17 protein-coding genes are annotated in these 20,286 nt (G+C 73.1%); 6 read left to right on the top strand and 11 right to left on the bottom strand.

Annotated features, from left to right (window positions below; genetic code table 11):
* Positions 1–204: 204 nt before the first annotated feature.
* The 3 genes from ACFYXV_RS03235 to ACFYXV_RS03245 all read right to left on the bottom strand — a co-directional run bounded on the left by ACFYXV_RS03235 (position 205) and on the right by ACFYXV_RS03245 (position 3,950).
* The gene (locus tag ACFYXV_RS03235; RefSeq protein WP_385470864.1) at positions 205–957 is read right to left on the bottom strand and encodes a GntR family transcriptional regulator; all 753 of its coding nucleotides are present in this window, start codon (positions 955–957) and stop codon (positions 205–207) included.
* Between the two features lie 123 nt (positions 958–1,080).
* Positions 1,081–2,211: a DUF4190 domain-containing protein gene (locus ACFYXV_RS03240; protein ID WP_389381896.1), complete on the bottom strand. Its 1,131-nt coding sequence runs from the start codon at positions 2,209–2,211 to the stop codon at positions 1,081–1,083.
* A 155-nt stretch (positions 2,212–2,366) separates the two neighbouring features.
* Positions 2,367–3,950, bottom strand: a complete 1,584-nt coding sequence (locus ACFYXV_RS03245; RefSeq protein ID WP_389381897.1) for a S8 family peptidase — start codon at positions 3,948–3,950, stop codon at positions 2,367–2,369.
* A gap of 238 nt (positions 3,951–4,188) precedes the next feature.
* Here ACFYXV_RS03245 and ACFYXV_RS03250 point away from each other — a divergent pair, with 238 nt between their 5' ends.
* The 3 genes from ACFYXV_RS03250 (at position 4,189) to ACFYXV_RS03260 (ending at position 7,178) form a co-directional block, all read left to right on the top strand.
* On the top strand, positions 4,189–5,298 hold the full coding sequence (locus tag ACFYXV_RS03250; protein ID WP_389381898.1) for a threonine synthase: 1,110 nt from the start codon (positions 4,189–4,191) through the stop codon (positions 5,296–5,298).
* A gap of 81 nt (positions 5,299–5,379) precedes the next feature.
* Positions 5,380–6,189, top strand: a complete 810-nt coding sequence (locus ACFYXV_RS03255; RefSeq protein WP_389381899.1) for an isocitrate lyase/phosphoenolpyruvate mutase family protein — start codon at positions 5,380–5,382, stop codon at positions 6,187–6,189.
* Between the two features lie 50 nt (positions 6,190–6,239).
* Positions 6,240–7,178 (top strand): EamA family transporter, encoded by a 939-nt coding sequence (locus tag ACFYXV_RS03260; protein ID WP_385470854.1) that lies wholly within the window; start codon positions 6,240–6,242, stop codon positions 7,176–7,178.
* 30 nt (positions 7,179–7,208) lie between these two features.
* Here ACFYXV_RS03260 and ACFYXV_RS03265 read toward each other — a convergent pair whose 3' ends face one another.
* The 4 genes from ACFYXV_RS03265 to ACFYXV_RS03280 all read right to left on the bottom strand — a co-directional run bounded on the left by ACFYXV_RS03265 (position 7,209) and on the right by ACFYXV_RS03280 (position 10,924).
* Positions 7,209–8,006: a trypsin-like serine peptidase gene (locus ACFYXV_RS03265; protein WP_385470852.1), complete on the bottom strand. Its 798-nt coding sequence runs from the start codon at positions 8,004–8,006 to the stop codon at positions 7,209–7,211.
* On the bottom strand, positions 8,003–9,073 hold the full coding sequence (locus ACFYXV_RS03270) for an alpha/beta hydrolase (RefSeq protein ID WP_385470850.1): 1,071 nt from the start codon (positions 9,071–9,073) through the stop codon (positions 8,003–8,005). Before ACFYXV_RS03270 ends, ACFYXV_RS03265 begins: the two co-directional genes overlap by 4 nt.
* A gap of 198 nt (positions 9,074–9,271) precedes the next feature.
* On the bottom strand, positions 9,272–10,333 hold the full coding sequence (locus ACFYXV_RS03275) for an alpha/beta hydrolase (RefSeq protein ID WP_385470848.1): 1,062 nt from the start codon (positions 10,331–10,333) through the stop codon (positions 9,272–9,274).
* 153 nt (positions 10,334–10,486) lie between these two features.
* A complete protein-coding gene (locus ACFYXV_RS03280; RefSeq protein WP_385470846.1) occupies positions 10,487–10,924 on the bottom strand; it encodes a MarR family winged helix-turn-helix transcriptional regulator in 438 nt (145 codons plus the stop codon).
* Positions 10,925–11,005: 81 nt separating this feature from the next.
* Here ACFYXV_RS03280 and ACFYXV_RS03285 point away from each other — a divergent pair, with 81 nt between their 5' ends.
* Complete coding sequence (locus ACFYXV_RS03285) at positions 11,006–12,004, top strand: SMP-30/gluconolactonase/LRE family protein (protein WP_385470844.1); 999 nt, start codon at positions 11,006–11,008, stop codon at positions 12,002–12,004.
* A gap of 110 nt (positions 12,005–12,114) precedes the next feature.
* Here ACFYXV_RS03285 and ACFYXV_RS03290 read toward each other — a convergent pair whose 3' ends face one another.
* Both ACFYXV_RS03290 and ACFYXV_RS03295 read right to left on the bottom strand, forming a co-directional pair.
* Positions 12,115–12,321: a hypothetical protein gene (locus ACFYXV_RS03290; RefSeq protein ID WP_389381900.1), complete on the bottom strand. Its 207-nt coding sequence runs from the start codon at positions 12,319–12,321 to the stop codon at positions 12,115–12,117.
* A gap of 186 nt (positions 12,322–12,507) precedes the next feature.
* A complete protein-coding gene (locus tag ACFYXV_RS03295; protein ID WP_389381901.1) occupies positions 12,508–14,691 on the bottom strand; it encodes a DEAD/DEAH box helicase in 2,184 nt (727 codons plus the stop codon).
* Positions 14,692–14,902: 211 nt separating this feature from the next.
* Here ACFYXV_RS03295 and ACFYXV_RS03300 point away from each other — a divergent pair, with 211 nt between their 5' ends.
* A complete protein-coding gene (locus ACFYXV_RS03300; RefSeq protein ID WP_385475758.1) occupies positions 14,903–15,472 on the top strand; it encodes an RNA polymerase sigma factor in 570 nt (189 codons plus the stop codon).
* A complete protein-coding gene (locus tag ACFYXV_RS03305) occupies positions 15,469–16,203 on the top strand; it encodes an anti-sigma factor family protein (RefSeq protein WP_385475756.1) in 735 nt (244 codons plus the stop codon). Before ACFYXV_RS03300 ends, ACFYXV_RS03305 begins: the two co-directional genes overlap by 4 nt.
* Before the next feature lie 13 nt (positions 16,204–16,216).
* On the opposite strand, the gene ACFYXV_RS03310 is transcribed toward ACFYXV_RS03305, so the two are convergent.
* Positions 16,217–16,669, bottom strand: coding sequence for a hypothetical protein (locus tag ACFYXV_RS03310; RefSeq protein ID WP_389381902.1), 453 nt, complete (start codon positions 16,667–16,669; stop codon positions 16,217–16,219).
* Positions 16,662–19,904, bottom strand: coding sequence for a M36 family metallopeptidase (locus tag ACFYXV_RS03315; protein WP_389381903.1), 3,243 nt, complete (start codon positions 19,902–19,904; stop codon positions 16,662–16,664). Before ACFYXV_RS03315 ends, ACFYXV_RS03310 begins: the two co-directional genes overlap by 8 nt.
* Positions 19,905–20,286: the final 382 nt, after the last annotated feature.

Raw genomic sequence — 20,286 nt, forward strand, 5'->3', positions numbered from 1 at the left:
GGCACGGAACGAGAGGGAGTCCGGCCTCCGGGGGGGCGCGGAAACGGGGGCGGCGCCCGGCGCAGAGGGCGCACGGCGCGCAGAAGCCGAGGACCGGCGCGGCAGGGGCGATCACGATCGCGCCGAAATCCGCCGGGTCCATGACGACCCGTCACGCACCGGCACTCCCCGGGGCCGGGGCCGCCGGGGAGTGCCGGTGCGCGGCTAACGGACCGGCAGGTGGTAGGCGAGGCGGTAGCGGTCCGCCGGAACCACCACGTCGGCGGTCTCGACCGCCAGACCGGACGCGAAGTACGTCCGGCCGATCACCAGGACCACATGGCCCGGGACCCCGCCCAGCAGCATGTTCTCCTCGGCCAGGCCCGGCCGCGCCCCGACCTCCTCCACCACGTTGTCCACGACGACGTCGATGGCGGCCATCCGGTCCACCACCCCCGAGCCGCCGAGCGGCCCCTCCTCCGGCAGCATCACCGGGGTCCGGCCGGTGACGGCGAGGGGCTCCCAGGAGGTCGACAGCATCATCGCCTCCCCCGCGTCGCGGAACACGTACCGCGTGCGCATCACCCGCTCGCCCGGCTCGATGCCGAGCCGCTTGGCGATCTCCGCCGGCGCGGCCGTCTGCTCGCTGCCGGACTCCCACGTGCCGCGCGCGCCCGCCTCGGCCTGCTCCTGCCGGAACGGGGTCGACGCCCCGCCCGTGCGATACCCGGAGCGGGAGACCCGCCTCGGCACCGGCTGCTCCCGCACGTACGTACCCGACCCGGACCGGCCCTCGACCAGCCCCTCCGCCATGAGGACCTTGCGCGCCTCCAGCGCCACGGTGTCGGAGACCCCGTACTCCTCGCGGATCCGGGCCTGCGAGGGGAGCCGGGCGTGCGGGGGCAGGGACCCATCGACGATCTTCCGTCGCAGATCCCCGGCGACGCGCAGATAGGCCGGCTGCTCACCGAAAGTCACTGGCCACTCCCATCAGCTTGACAGACAGCTACACCCTGGCAACCGACGGTTGTCCCCCGCAAGCAAGGGCCAGAGTTTCACCCGAAGTGATGAAGCCAGGTCACTGAAACCGGTTACCCCGCGTTACGGCGCGCTATCCTCGACGGCCGACTCGTCCGAGTCCTCCGGGTCCCCGTCCGAGCCGTCCGACTGGCCCGCCAGCCACTCCGGCACCGTCGTCGCCAGCCCGTACGCCCCGCGCAGCGCCCGCTCCGTCTCCACGGACAGCGCGGCCGAGGCCTCGTCCCACGCGGTCTGGAACTCCGCCGGCTTCTCCGCCCGCGCCGCCCGCTGCCACCCCGTGCGCGCCGCTTCGACCTCCTTGAGCCGTGCCGCGCCCGGCCCGGCCAGCTCCGGCCGCTCCCGCACCCCGTCCAGCAGCCCCGCCTCCACGCCCAGCGAGCGGTCCACCGCGCCGGCCCACTCCCGGTACCGCGGGAGCTCCTCGTCGATCTCCCCCTCCGGCTGGCCGCCCAGCGCCAGGTCGGCCTCGTTCATCACGCGCAGGAAAGCCACTTGTTCCGGCGTCAGCATCGTGGAGTCCTTGCGCAGACTGCCCCGGTGCTCCTGCTCCGCCGTGCCGATGACGCAGAGCAACCGGCGGTCGCCGCCGCTCCAGGACTCGCGCGAGGGCACGAAGTAGAACGTCTCCGCGTACGAGGGCAGCGCCCACGTGTCCATCGCGTACGCGTCCTGGGCCTTCCAGCAGGCGTCCACGGCGAACCGCCTCAGCTCGGACTCACCGGGGAAGGCTCCGTGGGCGAGCCGGGTGGAGGAGGTGACCTCCCCCTCGTGCGGCTCGACGCACGCGATCTTGTAGATGAACGGGCGCTCGGCGAGCAGGTCCCCGCCGGGGACGTTGAAGCAGTCGCCCCTGCGCATCTCGTCCATGGCGGTCAGCTCGCCCTCGGCCTCCTCGTACCGCGAGGCGGTCTCCAGCCGGCCGAAGAGCCCGTCCGCCGCCCGGGCGGTGACGAGGACCAGGGCCGCGGTCATCGCGAGCGACACCGCCAGGCCCGTGATCGCGAGCGCCTTGCCCCGCTCCCCCTTCCGGGCGATCTGGACGAGGGCCACGATCCCGAAGACGATGCCGAGCGGCGGCAGGCACAACAGCCCGACGGGCAGCGACGCGAGCGCCAGGCCGTTCAGCGCCGGCTCCGCGTCCGCCTGCTGCGCGGGCGGAGGGGGCCAGGAGGGCGGCGGCGGGGTGCTCACGGGGCGAGGGGCTCCATCACGGGTGGTGCGCGAACGAATGCGCGAAATAGTACGCAGCGGGGGCGGCCGCCGTAACGGTCGCCCCCGCAGTTCCCGTGCGTCACACGTGCGTCACACGTGCCTCGCACGCGCGTCGGAAGTGCCTCGGAAGTGCCTCAGAACTGCAGCGCCCAGGCGTCGATCTTGCCGGTGTCGGCGTTCGCGTTGTCGTTCACGCGCAGCTTCCACACCCCGTTCGCGACCTCCGAGGAGGCGTTGACGGTGTACGTCTTGACGATGTTGTCCGCACTGCCGCCGCTGCGGTTGTGCAGGTTGTAGACCGAGCCGTCGGGGGCGACCAGGTCGACCTTCAGGTCACCGATGTACGTGTGCTTGATGTCGACCGAGACGCTCAGCGTCGCCGGGGCGTTGCCCGCGACCCCGCTGACGGTGACCGGCGACTCGACGGTCGCGTTGTCGTTGACCGCGTAGTCGGCGGTGTTCTCGAAGCGCTTGCCCGGGTTCGGCGGGGTGGTGCCGCCGCCCACGTACAGCAGGCGGTTCGGCGAGCCGGAGCCCGGACCGGTCACCACGTTCGGGGTGGCCGCCGCCACCAGGGCCGCGGAGACCTGCGCCGGGGTGCTCGCCGGGTTCTGCGAGAGGTACAGCGCGGCCGCGCCCACGACGTGCGGCGTGGCCATCGAGGTGCCCGAGATGGTGTTCGTGGCGGTGTCGCCGGTGCCCCACGAGGAGGTGATGGAGGAGCCGGGGGCGAAGATGTCGAGGATGGAGCCGTAGTTGGAGTAGCCGGCCTTGGCGTCGGTGCTCGTGGTGGCGCCGACCGTGATGGCCTCGGCGACGCGCGCCGGGGACTTGGAGCTCGCGTCCGTGGACTCGTTGCCCGCGGCGACGCCGTACGTGATGCCGGAGGCTATGGAGTTGCGGACGGCGGTGTCGAGCGCGGAGTCGGCGCCGCCGCCGAGCGACATGTTCGCCACGGCCGGCTTGACGGCGTGCTGGGTCACCCAGTCGATGCCGGCGACGACCTGCTCCGTCGTGCCGGAACCGTTGTTGTCGAGGACGCGGACGCCGACGATCTTGGCCTTCTTGGCCACCCCGTACGAGTTGCCCGCGACGGTGCCGGCGACGTGCGTGCCGTGGCCGTGGCCGTCCTGGGCGGTGTTGTCGTTGTCGATGGCGTCGAAGCCGTAGGAGGCGCGGCCGCCGAACTCCGTGTGGCTGATGCGGACACCGGTGTCGATGATGTAGGCGGTGACGCCCTCGCCGGCCTTGTCCGGGTAGGTGTAGCTGCTGTCGAGCGGCAGCGGGCGCTGGTCGATGCGGTCCAGACCCCAGGACGGCGGGCTGGGCTGGGTTCCCTGGGCCTCGTCGACTGTGAACGTGCGGTTCTGCACGACGGACTTGACCGCGGGGTCGGCGGCGAGCTTCCTGGCCTGCGCCTCGGAGACCTTGACGGAGTAGCCGTTCAGGGCGGCGCTGTAGGTGCGCCCGATGGTGGCGCCGTAGCGCCGGGCGACGGCCTTGCCGCTGTCGGCGGTGGAGCGGGCGGCCGAGTCCTCCAGGGTCACGATGTAGCTCTCGGCGACCGCGCCGGGGGCTCCGGCGTTCTCGATGACGCCCTGGGGGCCCGCGTCGGCGGCGGAGGCGGGTAACGCGGCGGCGGCGCCGAGCGCGAGGGCGGCGACGGCGGTCGCGCCGAGGCCGGCGATCCTCCGGCGCGTGTGGCGTATCGCGGACATGTGGGGGGTCCTCCTCGTCGGTGGCATGAAGAGCGGACGCACGGCGGGCCCGTGGGTTCTCGGGCCCATGGACTGCGGACACACCCACAAATGGGCATGCCCATGACAATGACACCCATGTTCCGCCGGCTGCCGCTGCCGAAAGGTTGACCCACGCTCTCGCAGTCCCACAAGAGGGCAACGAACGCTTAACATCCGTGCCATACAACGGCCATGAACGAGCAAAGGCGCTCCGCACATGACGCACGCACTGCCCGGTTACGTCTGTCCCGAGGACGCCACGCGCGCGGATGCCCGGACGGCTCCCTGGTGCTGCCCGCTGTGCGGCGGACCCTGGGATCTCGACTTCACACCGGATCCGGCCAGTCCGCTCGAACCGGCCTCCGGGCCCAACTCGCTCTGGCGGTTCGCCTCCGCGCTCCCGCTGCCGGGGGCGTTCTCCGTGACGCTGTCGGAGGGGAACACCCCGCTGGTCCCGCTCGCGGAGCGCGTTCACGCCAAGCTGGACTTCCTGATGCCGACCCTGTCGTTCAAGGACCGGGGGGCCGTGATGCTGGCGGAACTGGCCCGGCGGCTGGCTCCGCGGCGGGTGGTCGCGGACAGCAGCGGCAACGCGGGGACGGCCGTGGCGGCGTACTGCGCGCGGGCCGGGCTGTCATGTGAAGTTTTCGTGCCCGAGGGCACCTCGGAGAAGAAGACGGAGCAGATGCGCGCGCACGGGGCGGCGGTCCGCGTCGTGCCGGGCGGCCGCGAGGCCACGGCGGCGGCGGCCCGGGAGGCCGCCGATCTCCCCGGGGTCTTCTACGCGAGCCACGTCTTCAACCCGTACTTCCTGCACGGGACCAAGACGTACGTGTACGAGGTGTGGGAGGAGCTCGGCGGCCGCCTCCCCGAGGCCCTCGTCCTCCCCGTCGGCAACGGCACCCTGCTGCTGGGGGCGGCGCTGGCGGTGGAGGAACTGGCCCGGCGCGGAGTGAAGCCGCCGGCGCTGATCGCGGTCCAGGCGGAGGCGGTGTCCCCGCTGGCCGCGGCCTTCGCCGCGGGGGCCGAGGACGCCGCCCCGGTGGAACAGCGGCCCACCCTGGCCGAGGGGATCGCGATCCCGGCCCCGCCGCGGGCCCGCCAGATCCTGGCGGCGGTGCGCAGGTCCGGCGGCACCTTCCTCACCGTCCCGGACACCGCGCTGCGCGCGGCCCGGCGGGACCTGGCGGGGCGCGGGCTCTTCGTGGAGCCGACGGCCGCCGCCTGCTGGGCGGCGGTGGGCCCCCTGGCCCCCGCCGACCCCCTCCAGGGGCGCACGGCGGTCCTCCCCCTGTGCGGGGCGGGACTGAAGGCCGGTCCCGTGTAGGGCGCGGCGGCGCCGCGGCGGTCCGGATACACGTCGGAAAATCGCCAGCCCGAGTCGTGCGCACTCTGATGAACTGGGCCGATGACCACCACCGTTGATCTCGCCCGCCGTTTCGCCGCCCTCCACACCCCCGCCGCGCCGCTGGCCCTGGCCAACGCCTGGGACGTCCTCAGCGCCCGCCTCGTCGAGGCCGCCGGCGCCCCCGCCGTCGCCACCACCAGCGCCGGGGTCGCCTGGACCCTCGGCACGCCGGACGGGGACGCCCTGAGCCGGGACCGCGCCCTCGACCTCATCGCCCGGGTGGCCGCGGCCGTCTCCGTCCCGGTGACCGCGGACATCGAGGGCGGCTTCGGCGCCGACCCGGCCGGGGTCGCCGAGACCGTCACCGGGGTCCTCGAAGCCGGCGCGGTCGGCATCAACATCGAGGACGGCACGCGGGCCCCCGCCGACCACGCCGAGCGCGTGGCGGCGGCCCGGGCCGCCGCCGACGCCGCCGGGGTGCCGCTGTTCATCAACGCCCGCATCGACACCTTCCTCTTCGGCCTCGGCGAGGAGGCGAACCGCCTCGACGAGACGCTCTCCCGCGCCGCCGCCTGCCTGCGCGCGGGCGCCTCCGGCATCTTCGTCCCCGGAGTCGTCGACCCGGCCACCGTCACCGAGCTGGTGAAGGGCATCGACGCCCCGCTCAACCTCCTCGCCGGCCCCGGGGCCCCGGCCGTCGCCGAGCTCGGCTCCCTCGGCGTCGCCCGCGTCAGCCTCGGCTCCGGCGTCGCGTCGGCCGCGTACGACGTGGTCCGCCGCGCCGCCGAGGAGCTGATCGCGGGCGGCACGTACTCCGCGCTCGACGGGGGTCTCCCGTACGGCGAGCTGAACGCGCTGCTCAAGGGCTGAGGCGCCCGCACCGGGAAGCGTGTACGCGGCAACGAACCTAGGATCCCGTCATGCGCACTTCGCAGTCCTCCGGGAGCACGACGGCACCGGAATCCGCGCCGCGCGCGATCACCGGCGCCGTCTGGACCGCGCTCGGCCTGGTCTACGTGGTCTGGGGATCGACGTACCTGGCCATCCGGATCGTCGTCCAGACCATGCCGCCGTTCCTGTCCGCCGGAGCCCGCTTCATCGCGGCCGGCCTGCTGCTGCTCGGCCTCGTCGTCTGGCGGTACGGGCCGGGCGCGCTCCGGGCCACCCGCGGGCAGGTCGGCTCCGCGGCGGTGGTGGGCCTGCTGCTGCTCCTCGGCGGGAACGGCCTCGTCGTCCTCGCCGAGACCTCGGTGCCGTCCGGCCTGGCCGCGCTGCTGATCGCCGCGGTACCGATGTGGCTGGTGGTGCTGAGAGCCGCCACCGGTGACCGGCCGCCGCTGCGCACCCTCGGCGGCGTGCTGCTGGGGTTCGGCGGGCTCGCGGTGCTGACCGTCCCGGGGATCAGCGGCGAGGTGCGGCTCTCCGGTGTGGTGCTGGTGGTCGTGGCGTCCGTGCTGTGGTCGCTGGGCTCGTTCTCCGCATCGAAGCTGTCGCTGCCGGACAACCCGTTCACGGGCAGCGGCTACCAGATGCTCGCGGGCGGGGCCGGCGGGATCATCGCCGGCCTGGTGCGCGGTGAGCACCGCTCGCTGGACTGGGCCGCGTACTCCACCGCCTCCTGGCTGGCGCTGGGGTACCTCGTCGTCTTCGGCTCGGTGGTCGCGTTCACGGCGTACGCGTGGCTGCTGCAATCGGCGCCGCTGTCGCTGGTGGCCACGTACGCGTACGTCAACCCGGTCGTGGCGGTCGCGCTGGGGGCGCTGATCCTGGACGAGGCGCTGACCGCGCCGATCCTCGCCGGCGGCGCGATCGTCGTGGCGGCGGTGTGCGTGATCGTCAGCACCGAGCGCAGGCAGTGACCGGCCACCGGATTCCCGGCGGGGGCGCTCTCAGTCCCGCGCGGCCCGCTCGTACAGCGCCTTCGCCTTCTCGTCGAACAGCGCGGCCGTGGAGTCCACGTCCGTGTCGCCGCCGCTGAGCACCCCGATCAGCCGTCCCGGGTTCCCCGGGCCGCCGCGGTCCGCGATCCAGGGGCTTCCGCTGGTGCCCGACCAGAATCCCGCGCAGCCGATGTAGAGCATCGCGGGGTCCTCCTGGTCGTGGCTGGTCTGGGTGGTGCAGGAGACCGGCTTGTTCTGCGGGTTGCGGTCCGACTCCGGATAGCCGACGACCGTCACCTCGCGCTCGTACCCGGAGGTCCAGTCGGGTTTGGGGGCCTCGTCGGCGCCGCCGACCGCCTGCTGGACGGTACGGCCGTCCTCGTCCGGCGCAATGCTGAGGAAGGCGAAATCGGCGGTGTCCTCGCCCCATTTGGTCCAGCGCTCGTCCACGTGCACCGCGCGGACCTTCCACACCCCGAGGGGCTGGCGGCCCCCGCCCTCGCCGGTGAAGGCGGGGGCGAAGGAGAGCTCGCCGATGGCCCTGCCGTCGTGCGCCAGCGCTCCGGGCACGCCGCCCTCGCCCGCCGGGGCCACGCAGTGCGCGGCGGTGGCGACGACGGTGCCCTTGGGGCTGTCGACGACGCTCGCCGTGCACCAGTGCTCGCCGTTCGCCATGAGCACGCCGACGCCGGGAAAGGCGTGGACGGCGTGCAGGTCCTCGTCCGTCGCCTTGACGAAGCCGACGGCCAGGGCCGCCGCCACGGTGGCGACGGCAGCCGCGAAGGCGCCCCGGACGACGGCTTTCATCGCACGGCGGGGTCGGGTGTCGGTGCCAGCATGACCTTGCTGATCCACTCCAGAGCGCCCTCCCTCATACCGCGGACGTACGACTTCCCATTGTGCTCACCATCCTGGATCACCTGGAGCGTGGTGTGCACGGGACCCTTCCCGTACTCCTTCATGAACTTCTCGGCCTTCTCGCGGCCGGTCTCCTTGGTGCCGATCTGGAAGTTGATGTAGACGTCCGGCCCGCCCTCCTTGATCAGCTTCTCGGCGAGCTTCTCCGGGTTGTTCTCGTCCATGGCCTGCGTGTTCCCCTTCCACAACGGGGAATCGGGGACGATGTCGACCCCGCTCGCGATGGCCGCCTTGAAGCGGTCGGGGTACTTCAGGACGTGCTTGAACGCGCCGAATCCGCCCGCGGAGGAGCCCATGAAGGCCCAGCCGTCCCGGGAGGTGAAGGTGCGGAAATTGGCCCGCGTGAAATCCGGGATGTCCTCGGCCATCCAGGTGCCCATCTTGGGCTCACCGGGGATGTCGGAGGCGTCGAAGTGGTGCTTGGTGTCCGCGTTGTGCACCGGCATGATCAGGATGAAGGGCAGGCTGGTGCCCGCCTTCGCCCCGTCGCTCACGGCCTTCTCGAGGCCGAGGCCGGGCCCCGTGCCCCAGTAGTTCGTGGGGTACCCGCGGCCGCCGGGCAGGGAGATCAGCACCGGAAAGGCGCTCTTGGCGTACTTCGGGTCGTCGTACTGCTTGGGGACCCACACCCACACGTCACCGGTGAACCCGGACTTCGCGCCGGTCAGGGTCGTCCGGCCGATCTGCGTGCCGTCGGGCATCCGGTACGTCCGGACGAACGAGGCCTTCGGGCCGGTCGGCATGCTCACCCCGGGCCGGATCTCCTCGGCCGCGGCCGCCGACTCCTGGACCTTGTCGAACGAGACCGGATCTCCTATGTCCGAGAAGAGCTTGTACTTGTACGCTGCGGCGCCGCCCCCGGCGGCGAGCGTGAGAGCCAGCGCACCGCTGATCAGAAGCCTGCGCAGGCGCTTGGGACGGCGGCGGCCCGTGGTCTGCGGGCCTTCCTCGGTCATGAGGTCGCCATCACCCTGAAGCTGGTCATGCTGCACGGATTTGTCCCGTTCCTTCTCCGGCGCTCCCGAAGAGCGCGGGTCGGACCGATCGGTCCCCCTTCACCCCTTACAGAGGTGTCAACGATCGGATGGGTTGCCTGGGACCGGCGGGACGTGGTCCGTGCCACGCCGCTCTGCGGCTCCGTGCATACGGGCTGGTCAGCCGGTGGCGGGCTGCGGGGCCTTCAGGACCTTGCTGATCCACTCCAGGGAGCCCTCCTTCATGCCCCGGACGTAGTGCCAGCCGTTGTGCTCGCCGTTCTGGATGTCGCGGATGGTGGTCTTGACCGGGCCCTTGCCGTACGCCTGCTGGAATCCGGCCATCCGCTCCTTCCCGGTCTCCTTGGTGCCGACCTGGAAGTTGATGTAGACGTCGGGACCGCCCGCGTCGATCAGCTTCTGCGCGAGCTTCTCGGGGTTGTTCGCGTCCATCTCCGCCTGGTGGCCCTTCCAGAGCGGGGAGTCGGGAACGATCTCGCCGCCGCTGGCGATCACCGCCTTGAAGCGGTCCGGATACTGGAGCACGGTCTTCATGCCGACGAAGGCGCCGGAGGAGGAGCCCATGAAGGCCCAGCCGTCCCGGGACTTGTACGTGCGGAAGTTGGCCCTGGTGAAGGCCGGGACGTCCTCGGCGATCCACGTGCCCATCTTGGGCCGGCCGGGGATGTCCGCACCGTCGTAGTAGTACTTGCTGTCCGGGTTGAGCACCGGCATGATCACGATGAACGGCAGGCTGGTGCCGGCCCGGACGCCCTCGCCGATGGCCTTCTGGAGGCCGAGGCTGCGGTCGGACCAGTAGTTGCTCGGGAAGCCGTTGCCGCCGGGCAGGGCGATGAGCACCGGGAAGGCGCTCTTCTCGTACTTCGCCTCGCCGTACTCCTTCGGCGTCCAGACCCAGACGTCACCCTCGAAGCCCGACTTCGCGCCCGCGAGACGGGTCTTCGCGATGACCGTGCCGTCGTCCAGCTCGGCGGTCTGCCTGAAGTCGGACCGCGGGCCGGTCGGCAGCAGCACGTCCGGATCTCCGGCCGGCGCGGCGGAGGGCGAGGGCGCGCCCGGGGAGGATCCGGCCGCCTCGGGAGCGGAGGAGGCGGGAGCCGGGGCGGGGGCCTTGCCGAAGCTCACGGAACCACCGTTGCCGGAGAACCATTCGAGCTTCCGGGCGGCGAAGCCGGCTCCCCCGAGCAGGAGCGCGAGGGCCACCGCGACGGATATCCACATCGCGCGACGTGAGCGCCTGGCGGGCGGGGACTGGTGCACGAACTTCGCTCCGAACGGTCGTCGCCGTCCCGGTCGGGACAGAACGGCGGGGTGTTTCCCTGGGCCTGATGGGTGATGGGTGACGGGGCGCGGTCCGCCGCGGCGGACCGCGGCTCACCTCTGGGCGTCGAGGACCTCGGCGCACCGCCCGAGCAGGCTGATGAGCTGCTCCCGCTCCTCCGCCGAGAACGCGGCGGCGAGCGCCCGCTCCACGCGTACGGCGCCGGCGTCGGCGAGCTCCATCACGGCCCGTCCCTCCTCCGTCAGCCGGGTCTCCAGCACGTTGCGGTGCCATTCGTGCGGGGTGCGCTCGATGAGCGCGCGCTCCTGGAGGTTCTTCAGCACGGTGTTCATCGTCGGCGGCGTCACCCCGCACAGCCGGGCGAGGGCGGCGGCGGAGATCCCCGGCTTCTCGGAGAGCCAGAGCAGCGCGGCGTACTGCGGAACCGTTACTGCCGCGGGCTTGAGCGCGGCGTTCTTGGCCGCGAGGAGCGCCTGTTCGGCGCGCTTGACGTGCGAGCCGATGCGCTCCTCGGGAGGCATGGAGGTCATGACCATGCATCCTAAGGCCCTTGCATGCATTAGAGCTCTAACTTATCTTCGTGTTCATCCATACGGAAGAGGACACCTGCTGTGCTGAAGAAGCTCCTGCCCGCGACCCTTCTGACCCTGGCCACGGCCACGGCGCTCACGCTGGGCGCGATCCCGGCGGCGCAGGCCCATCCGGCCGCCGCCGCGTCCGTCCCCGACGGCCGTGTTTCCACGGCCTTCACCCTCCCCGGCCGGAAGGTCTACCCCGAGGGCATAGCCACCGACCCGCGTGACCGCACCGTGTACGTCGGCTCGTACGCGGACGGCACCGTCTACCGGGCCCGCCCCGGTGCGCGCACCGCCGAGGTCTTCCTGCCGGCCGGCACCGACGGCCGCCACACGGCGAACGGCCTGCGCGTCGACGCCCGCGGGCGTCTGTGGGTGACCGACTCCACCTCCGGGGTCGCCGTGTACGACACCGGGTCCGGCCGCCGCCTGGCCCACTTCGAGGTCGCCGGGGAGGGCGCGCTCTTCGTCAACGACCTGACCATCACCCCGGACGGCACCGCGTACCTGACGGACAGCGTGCGCTCGGTGATCTACCGGGTCACCCCGGCCCAGCTCGCGGCCGGCTCGGGCCCGCTGATCCCCGCGTACGACCTGAAGGGCCGGCTCACCCCGTCCCCGGCGGGCACCTTCGCCCTCAACGGCATCGTTTCGGACCCGGCGGGCCGCTACCTGCTGGCCGTCGACATGACCGCGGGCGACCTCCACCGCATCGACCTGCGCACCGGCGCGATGTCCCGCGTCGAGCTGCGGGGCGGCGACCTCGTCCACGCCGACGGCCTGGACCTCGCACCGGACGGCACCCTGAGGGTGGCCCACAACACCACGAACACCCTGACCCGGTGGCAGGTCAGCCCGGACGGCACCCGGGCCCGGCTGACCCGGACGATCACGGACCCGTCGCTGCAGATCCCGACCACCCTGAGCCACACCCCGGGCCGCACGCTGGTGGTCCGGTCCCAGTTCGACAAGGGGGGCCCGATGGGCGAGGGCACGCCGACCGCGTTCACGATCGCCTCGGTGCGCGGCCTCTGAGCCGCCCGGCGGCGGGCCGGAGCAGTCCCTGCGAGGACTCCCTGTCCGGGCGCCGCGGGAGCGCCCCGCGGCGCGCGGCGAGCGGCTGCGGGGCGCCTCGTGGGGGGGCGTCAGTCGATCGTCTCCCCGTTGTGCGTACCGCCCTTGCAGACGTTGTCCGTCAGATCGGCCGTTCCGCCGCCCTGCTTGCACTCGGAAGGGGTGACGTAGGACGCCGTGCCCTGTGCGGCGGCGGTGGCGGTGGCGGCACCTGCGAGGCCGAGTCCGGCGAAGGCTGCCGTGGCGATCACAGCGGCGAGGATTCTTCGAATGCGCATGTGGTTCCCCTTTCACGCAATTGCCTCGATTGGGGCACTAGCCAGCTTGATCTTCACCCATGTGGGTGGCACGCCACGGTGGGCCATTCGGGTGAACCCGGCCCTGGGTGCGAGGCGGTGCCGCGACCCCTCGGACAGGCCCGTGTCCCAGCCCCTGCCGCTGCCGCTGCCCCTGCCCCTGCCCTGTCAGCCGAGCGCGCCCAGGCGGGCCTGTTCGTCCTCGACGATGCGCCGTGCCAGCGAGGTGTCCGAGACGTCGACCGCCTCGGGCGCCGACTCCGCCACCACGCTGCGCCGGGCGTACGCGTCGAAGAGCCGCGCCTTGCGGTCCAGCACCTCCAGCATCCGCTGGTCCACCCCGTCCGTGGCGAGCAGCCGGTGCACCCGTACCGCGCGCACCTGGCCCATCCGGTGCGCGCGGGCCACGGCCTGCTGCTCCATGGTCGGCTTGACCTGCGGCTCGCACAGGATCACCACGGAGGCGGCCTGGAGGTTGATCCCGATGCCGCCCGCCTCGATCTGCGCGAGCAGCACCGCGTGCCCGGCCGCCGCGACGAACCCGTCCACGAGCCGCTGGCGGCGGGCGGGCGGCACGCTCCCCGAGATCGGCCCGAAGAGGCGGCCGCCCCCCTCCCGCGCCGGCCTGCCGAGCGCCTCCTCGACCACCGCGAGCACCTCGCGGAACGCGGAGAACACCACGACCTTGAGCCCGTTGGCGGCGGCCTCCGCCACCAGCTCGAGCAGCCGCGCCAGCTTCGCCGACTCCTCCGGCCTCGCGTACGCGGCCCGGCGCATCGCCATGAAATTGCCGGCCTGCACCGCAGCCCGGTAGGCCTCCCGGTCGGCCGCGCTCAGCTCCTCCCACTCGTCGGTCCACTGGAGCCCGGGCAGCTCGGCCAGTACGTCGCGCTGGTTGCGCCGCAGGTACGCGGGGGCCACCGCCCTGCGGAAGGCCCTGGACCCGGCCACCGTGTCGACCTCGCCGATCCCCGAGGCCGCCTCGGGCCGCAGGATCCGTACGAGACTGCGGAACTCGGAGACCCGGTTCTCCATCGGAGTGCCGGTGAGGAAGAGGACGTACGCACAGCGCGCGGCCCAGGCGGCCACCGCGAGGGAGCGCCGGGCCTGCGGGTTCTTGACGAGGTGGGCCTCGTCCACCACGAACATCCCCAGCTCCCCGGCGGCGAGTTCGGGGAACCCGGTCAGCGCCTGGAAGGTGGTCACCGCCACCCCGCCCTCCCCGCGCCAGTCCGCGAAGGCGTCGTGCCGGCCGGGGCCGTGGAGGGCGACCGCGCGCAGGGTGCTGCGCGCCTCGATCTCGCGGGTCCAGTTGACGAGGACGCCGGCCGGGCAGACCACGAGGAAGTGGCGGTGCCCCTGGGCCGCCAGGTGCGCGAGGGCGGCGAGTGCCTGGATCGTCTTGCCCAGTCCCATCTCGTCGCCGAGGATCACCCGCCGCTGGGCGAGGGCGAAGCGGGCACCGAAGGACTGGTACCCGCGCAGCGAGACCCGGCGGTACGTGTCGTCGAGCGCCTGAGCGAGGACCCGTTCGGCCAGCGCCTCGGGCAGGAACCCTCGGGCGGCGGCGGGGTCCGCGCCGCCGCCGGAGGGTTCGGTGATCTCCGCGAGCAGGCCGTGGTACTCGGCGGAGCGCAGCTCGAAGTCGACCCAGGCGGCCGTCTCGTCGGCGGGGACGCGCAGGAGGTCCACCGAGGCCTGCGCCAGCAGGGCGGGCACCCCGTCGGCGGCGGCGCGCTCCGTCCGACGGCCGATCTCGGCGAGCGCGGCGAGCGCCCGCTCGCGCCGCTCGCGCCCCGCCAGCCACCGGCGCAGCCGCCCGGCGGCGGGCCCGGCGGCGGCGAGCAGCGGCCCGAGCCCGGCGTCGAGGGCCTCGGCCGCCCGGGCGGCGCGGCGGGCGTCGGGGCCGGCTTCGACGAGCGGGTGCAGGGCGGCGACCAGGGCGGTGGTACGGGGCTCCGGACGGTCCACGTCGAGGTGGACGGCGACGGTCTCCCCGGCGGCTTCGGCCAGCTGCCGGGCGGCACCGAGTGCCTGGTCGGCGCTCTGCTGCCCGACCCCGGGGATCTGGCGCAGCCGGTGGCGCCCGGCGTCCAGTACGCGCTGCACGGTGTCGAACCCGGCCGCCTCGACGGCGGCCACCGCGGCCGCCCGCAGCCGGCCCTCGGTGACGTGGGCCAGCCGGTCGACGGGGATCCGCCGCAGCTCGGAGCGGGCCAGGTCCGCGTGGATCGGAGTCCAGGCCTCCCGTACGGCCTCGACGGCCCGCCGGTGGTCCGCCAGCAGCGCGCCGGCCGCCGCGTGCAGCCGCTCGCCCGCGCCGATCACCTCGACCGCCGCCTTGCGCCGCATGCCCCTCACCCCCGACTGCTCCCGACCGCGCCGGGTAACGACTGCACGCAACCTACCGCCGCCGGCGGGGTCCCCCACGACCCCCGTCCTCGGGCCGGGAGCCCGTGGACGGGAGCGCGAACGGGGACAGGAGCACAATGATGGGGTGTTTCCGCACGAACCCGAATCAATCCATTCGGGGAGGCCGAACGTATCCAGTGACGTGCAGAGAATGGGCCTCCCGCTCGGGCGTGCGCCGGATGAAGCGTTGCTGTCGGGCCTGGCGACGGGCGATCCCGAGATCGCCGTCGCGTTCGTCCGCCGCTTCCAGCGCACGGTCTTCGGCGTGGCCATCGCCGTCGTGGGCGACGCCCAGCTCGCGGAGGACATCGCGCAGCAGACGTTCGAGCGGGCGTGGAAGCACGCACAGGTGTACGACTCGCGCCGCGGGTCGGTACGAACCTGGCTGACGGCGATCGCGCACCACCTGGCGATCGACGCCGTCCGGGCCCGCCGGGCCAATCCGGTCGCCCCGGAGGACTTGGACGCCCTCCTCGACATCGTGACGCGGACCCCCGAGCAGCACGCCGTGGCGGCCGAGACCTCGGCCGGGGTGCGGGCGGCGGTCGCGGCCCTGCCCCGGGAACAGGCGCGCGCCCTGGTGATGGCGGGCATCTACGGATTGACCGCGCAGCAGATCGCCGACATGGAGCAGGTCCCGCTGGGGACGGCGAAGACGCGGATCCGGACGGCGATGCACAAGCTCCGCAGGACCCTGGGGAGCGAGGAGAGCCGGCGATGAGCGAGATGACCTGCGAGCAGCTGAGGGAACTCGACGCCGAGCTGGCGCTGGGCATCCTTCCGGCCCGGGAGCGCGCCCGTGCGGTCGCCCACCTGGACCACTGCCCCGGCTGCCGGGAGCACATCGAGCAGCTGGCGCTGGTCGGCGACGACCTGCTCGGCCTGGTGCCCGGGACGGAACCCCCGGTCGGCTTCGAGAGCCGGGTCACGGCCGGCTTCCAGCCGCCGCCCGCACCGGCCCCCGCCCCGGCCCCTGCTGTGGACCCGGCCCCGGCCGCGGCCCGGGCTCCGGCGCGGCGGTGGCTGCTGCGGCCCCGGGTCGCGGCCGTGGCGGCGGCCCTCGCCGTGGCCTGCGGCTTCGGCGGCTGGGCGGCGGGCACCGCGATCGAGCAGGCCATGGCGCCCGCCGCCCCGACGGCCAGCGCGAGCTCCCAGCTGCTCCAGGCCCCGCTGATCACGGACGGCCGGGAGGTGGGCCGGGTCTTCGCCCACCCGGGCGCGAAGGGCTGGGTGTACATGTCGGTGGACCTGGAGAAGCCGATGCCCGAGATCAGCTGCGTCCTCGACCACACCGACGGCACGATGACCCGCCTCGGCACGTTCTCGCTCAAGGACGGATACGGCTACTGGGTCGCGACGACCGACGTGAACGCCACCACCCTCGCCGGCGCCCGCCTCCTCACACCGGAGGGCTCCGTCCTCGCCTCGGCCCGCTTCGCCTCGTCGGCCTGACCATCGGCCCGTCTCAGGTGACCGTGAGGGTGAGGGTGGCCGGGGAGGCGGCGCCGGGGCGGGGGACGGTGATGCGGGTGGTGCCCGGGTGGACCGCGCGGAGCTCCCATTCGCGGTGGCCCGTGCCCGTCACGTTGCCGACGGGGATCAGCAGGACCGCATCGCCCTCGGCGGCGGGTTCCGCACCGCCTTCCGGGAGGGGCAGGCGCAGGCGGGCCGTCTGCCCGACCGTGAGCCGCCCCGCGAAGCCGTCGTCGGCCCCGGTCAGTACGCGGCCCTGCGCCGGGGGCCGCGTACCGGCCGCCGTGGCATTCGTACCGCCCGCCGTGGCACTCGTACCGCCCTCCGGATCACCCGAGCCGCCCGACCCGTGCTCGTTCTTCTGCGGCGGAGGCACCTCGCCGCCCCCGCACCCCGTGAAGGCGAGGGCGAGGGCGGCGAGGCACACCAGGCGGCGGTCAGCCACCGTCGCGCACGTTGAAGCGCAGCAGGACGTCGACCTGGCTCAGCAGCTGGTTCCGCGTCGACGCCGGGTTGTTGTGGACCGCCTCGGCCCGGGCCACGGCCGCCCCGAAGGTCGAGTCCTTCAGCCCGTCGCCATCGGTGTCGACGGGCGTGGACAGGTCGTACGCCCCGTTCGCGAAGTTGAGCCACGCCGCGAGCAGCTGCTGGGAGACCAGCGGCCTCGGCTGCGGGGAGCCCGAGCCGAGGATCGCGTACGCCTGGGCATCGGTCAGCGGCCCGTACACCGCGCTCATGAACGAGGCGATGCCGAGCAGGCAGGCCCGCTGCGCCGCCGTGAAGTGCCTCGGCGAAGGACCGCCGAACTCCTTCATCCAGTAGGCCTGGTCGTGCGCCCACTTCGTGTTGCCGGTGGTGATGACGGAGGCCGTGTCGGAGGCGGAGCCGCCGTCGTCGTCCGTGCTCGCGAACGTCAGCGTGGACAGGCAGGCGGCCGGGTACGCGTGCGACTTCGTCTGCGTCACGTCGCGCGGCCGGACCGAGGGGCTCGGGTCCGGGTCGGTGGCCGGCGGGTTCACGAGGGAGACCAGGCTGTCCGAGGCACCGTCGCCCCACAGCCAGTTCAGCGTCAGGTCGTCGCTGCCCGGGTCGGTCGAGGTGCCCTTGACGGCGATCGGGGTGCCGGCGTGGGCGAGGAAGGCCTTCTGCCCGTTGAAGGTCGTCTGCCCCTCGCCGGAAACCGACGCGGTCGGGGTGATGTTGTTGACGACCGCGTCGACCGTCCGGCAGGTGCGCGTGTCGTCGTCGCTGCCGCAGACCTCGACCGGGAAGGTCCCGTCGTCCCCGTAGGTGTGCTCCGCGGTGAAGGTCAGCGTCGCGTCCGGGCGGTCGTTCTCCAGGGTGCCGGTGAGCTCCTGCGGGCCCGAGCCGTCCTTCCAGTCGACGGTGGCGGTCAGCGGGTCGAGCCAGCCCGGGTCGCTGATCTCGCCCGTGAGGGCGACGGGGCTGTTCTCCCCGGCCGGGGTGACCGGCTGGAGCGTCACGACCGGTGCGGCGTTCGCGACGGTGACCGTCGTCGAGTCGGTGTCGGTGTTGCCGGCGGTGTCGGTCACCTTCAGCCCGACGGTGGACACGCCGTCCCGGCCCACCGCGCTGAAGGTGGCGGTGACCCCGGTGGCGTCGTCGTACTGCCCGTCGTGGTCGAGGTCCCAGGCGTAGGTGACCGGGTTCCCGGCTGAGGGCGCGGTCCCCTTGGTGGAACCGGCCGCGCCGAGCGTGATGTCCGTACCCTCCGTCGCCGTGTACGGGCCGCCCGCCTTCGCGGTCGGCAGGCAGGCGGCCGGGACGGTCTCGTCGGCGGTCACGGTGTTCTGGTCGGCGCTCGACGCGGCGTTCGCGCCCATGCCGCGGCCGGCGAAGACCCGCCACAGGAGGCACTGGTTCGCGCCCGCGTCGTTGGTCATGTCGGCGGCCAGGATGCCGTCGCGCGCGTCGAGGTAGCTCGGCTTGCTGACGGTGTTCTTCATGCCGTCGATGACGAGCTGCTGCGTGAACGCGACGCCCTTCGCCTCGCGGACGTCGTACACCGTCGCGGCCCAGATCTCGCCGTTGCGGTGCACGCCGCGGGCCGGGTTGAAGGTGCCCCACTTCTCGGTGGACGTGTCGTACGCCTGCGAGCGGATGCCGGTGGCGGTGTTGCCGGTGACGTACTCGCCGACCGTGGCGTCGCCCCACTTGAGGAAGGAGATCGTGTCGCTCCAGCCCTCCCCGAGGGCGCCGGTCTGGGGGCCGCCGCCGAGATTGCCGCCGCCGACGAGGCGGTTGGAGACTCCGTGTCCGTACTCGTGCGCGATGACGTCGCCGTCGAGCGAGCCGTCGCGGTACGGCCGGCCCGGCGGCTGCCACATGTACATCTGCATGCGCGGGCTGGTGCCGTCCCCGGGGGTGCCGAAGTTGGCGTTGTTCACGCAGCGGATCTTGTTCGGCGGCGTAGCGTCGTCGAGGCAGCCGAGGTCCCAGCCGTCCTGCGCCTCGGCCAGGACGGGATCGCCGCCCGAGCCGCCGCGGCCGAAGTTGTCCACCTGGAAGTTGCGCGACGCCTCGTCGAACCCGAGGTCGTAGAGGTAGTCGTGCATCACGTTGGTGTAGTAGAAGAGCTGCGTGATGACCGGGTTGACGTCGGCGTCGAGGTTGGCCTGCGTGGCCCCGGCGTTGGTGCGCCAGGTGTCGTTGAACGCGTAGTCGAAGTGCTGGTGGTTCGGATCTCCGCTCGCCGGGGACTGCGGGCGCAGCGCGTCGTTCCCGGTGTCCGGGACCGTGTTGTCGCCGTCCTCGTCCCGGTAGGCGTTGGCGTTGTTGCCCTGCGTCAGCCGGTCCGCGACCCAGGAGCCGTCACGGCCGGTGAACGGCGTGACGGTACGGGTGGCGCCGCTGATGTCCGGGTGCTGCGCGGTGAAGACGGTGCCTTCGGGGCCGGCGTGGTGGTAGCGGCTCTCGCGGCTGAGGACCCGGCCGTCGGCGGCGTCGACCACCGTCTCGTACCAGGAGGTGCCGGAGACCTCGATGTCGGTGAGCCAGGCGGGGCGCAGCTCACGACCGGAGTCGGTGGGGAACCAGACGAGCTCGGCGGTGACGTCGTTGGGCTTCGTGAGGCGCTTGGCGTAGACGTTCTTGAACTTCTGCCGGCCCTTGTCGCGGTTGTCGGTGCCGGTCAGCGCGTGCTGGGGCCGAGCGCCCTGCGCCCCGGCCGCCTCGTCGAGGGCCTGCTGGGCCGTCAACTCGACGGTGCCGGCGGGCTCGGCGGTGACGACGGCGCCGCCGAGGATCACGAGGCGGCCGCGCTTGTCGACGGTGGCGGTCAGGAGTCCGCCGTGGACGCGCATGCCGTCGATGCTCTGGCCGATCGTCACCTGGCGGGCCCCGTTGTGCTTGGTGGGGTAGGAGGAGACGACGACGAGCTGCTCGGCCTGCCGGGCGGTGAGCCCGAACTCCCCCCGGTGATCGCGTACGTAGGCGAGCGCGACGTGCTCGGGGGCCCGCTTGGAGGGAGGGGTCAAGTACCCGCCGGAGTTGAAGATCATCCGGGCGTGGCCGGTGGCGGGGTCACGCCGTACGGTCGGATCGGCCGGATCCGCGGCACCCGGCGGGGCGGCGGCGGCCAGTCCGGGAGCCAGGGCCAGCAACAGGCCGGTGGTGGTCACCGCGGTCCACAACCGCGTGCGGAATCGCCATCTGGTCACGGCCTGAGCCTCCCGAGCGCCCACGCTCCCCCGGGTCTGCTGTCGAGACCGCGTGCGCTCCGTGACGCTACTCACCAAGATCCACCCGTCAACGAGCCCCGCCGCCCGCCCATACCGCCGAACTCCGTTTGCGCGCACCTCCGAACCGCGCCCACACTCCGGAACGCCCGGCTCCGGGGCGGCCGGCACCCCCGCACCCCCGGACCAGCGGGCGTTCGCGAACGCCGGTGAGGAACGGATCGTCCGCGCGGGCCCTGACGAGGCGGCTGCGCCCGGGCAGTCTTCCTCCGGAGCGCTGCGGCCCGGCCGGCGTGCCGAGCCTGAGGCCGCCACACCCGCCGGCTTCGGCTACGACCGTAAGTCGCCGAGGCTCCGCTCGCCG

This window comes from Streptomyces sp. NPDC002181 (assembly GCF_042890485.1).
Taxonomy (GTDB): Bacteria; Actinomycetota; Actinomycetes; order Streptomycetales; family Streptomycetaceae; genus Streptomyces.

Excerpts from the sequence above, each read along its gene's own strand:
- ACFYXV_RS03260 (WP_385470854.1), top strand. The coding sequence starts at position 6,240 with ATGCGCACTTCGCAGTCCTCCGGGAGCACGACGGCACCGGAATCCGCG.
- ACFYXV_RS03250 (WP_389381898.1), top strand. The coding sequence starts at position 4,189 with ATGACGCACGCACTGCCCGGTTACGTCTGTCCCGAGGACGCCACGCGC.
- ACFYXV_RS03265 (WP_385470852.1), bottom strand. The coding sequence starts at position 8,006 with ATGAAAGCCGTCGTCCGGGGCGCCTTCGCGGCTGCCGTCGCCACCGTG.
- ACFYXV_RS03305 (WP_385475756.1), top strand. The coding sequence starts at position 15,469 with ATGAGCGAGATGACCTGCGAGCAGCTGAGGGAACTCGACGCCGAGCTG.
- ACFYXV_RS03300 (WP_385475758.1), top strand. The coding sequence starts at position 14,903 with ATGGGCCTCCCGCTCGGGCGTGCGCCGGATGAAGCGTTGCTGTCGGGC.
- ACFYXV_RS03290 (WP_389381900.1), bottom strand. The coding sequence starts at position 12,321 with ATGCGCATTCGAAGAATCCTCGCCGCTGTGATCGCCACGGCAGCCTTC.
- ACFYXV_RS03275 (WP_385470848.1), bottom strand. The coding sequence starts at position 10,333 with ATGTGGATATCCGTCGCGGTGGCCCTCGCGCTCCTGCTCGGGGGAGCC.
- ACFYXV_RS03255 (WP_389381899.1), top strand. The coding sequence starts at position 5,380 with ATGACCACCACCGTTGATCTCGCCCGCCGTTTCGCCGCCCTCCACACC.
- ACFYXV_RS03280 (WP_385470846.1), bottom strand. The coding sequence starts at position 10,924 with ATGACCTCCATGCCTCCCGAGGAGCGCATCGGCTCGCACGTCAAGCGC.
- ACFYXV_RS03270 (WP_385470850.1), bottom strand. The coding sequence starts at position 9,073 with ATGACCGAGGAAGGCCCGCAGACCACGGGCCGCCGCCGTCCCAAGCGC.
- ACFYXV_RS03245 (WP_389381897.1), bottom strand. The coding sequence starts at position 3,950 with ATGTCCGCGATACGCCACACGCGCCGGAGGATCGCCGGCCTCGGCGCG.
- ACFYXV_RS03295 (WP_389381901.1), bottom strand. The coding sequence starts at position 14,691 with ATGCGGCGCAAGGCGGCGGTCGAGGTGATCGGCGCGGGCGAGCGGCTG.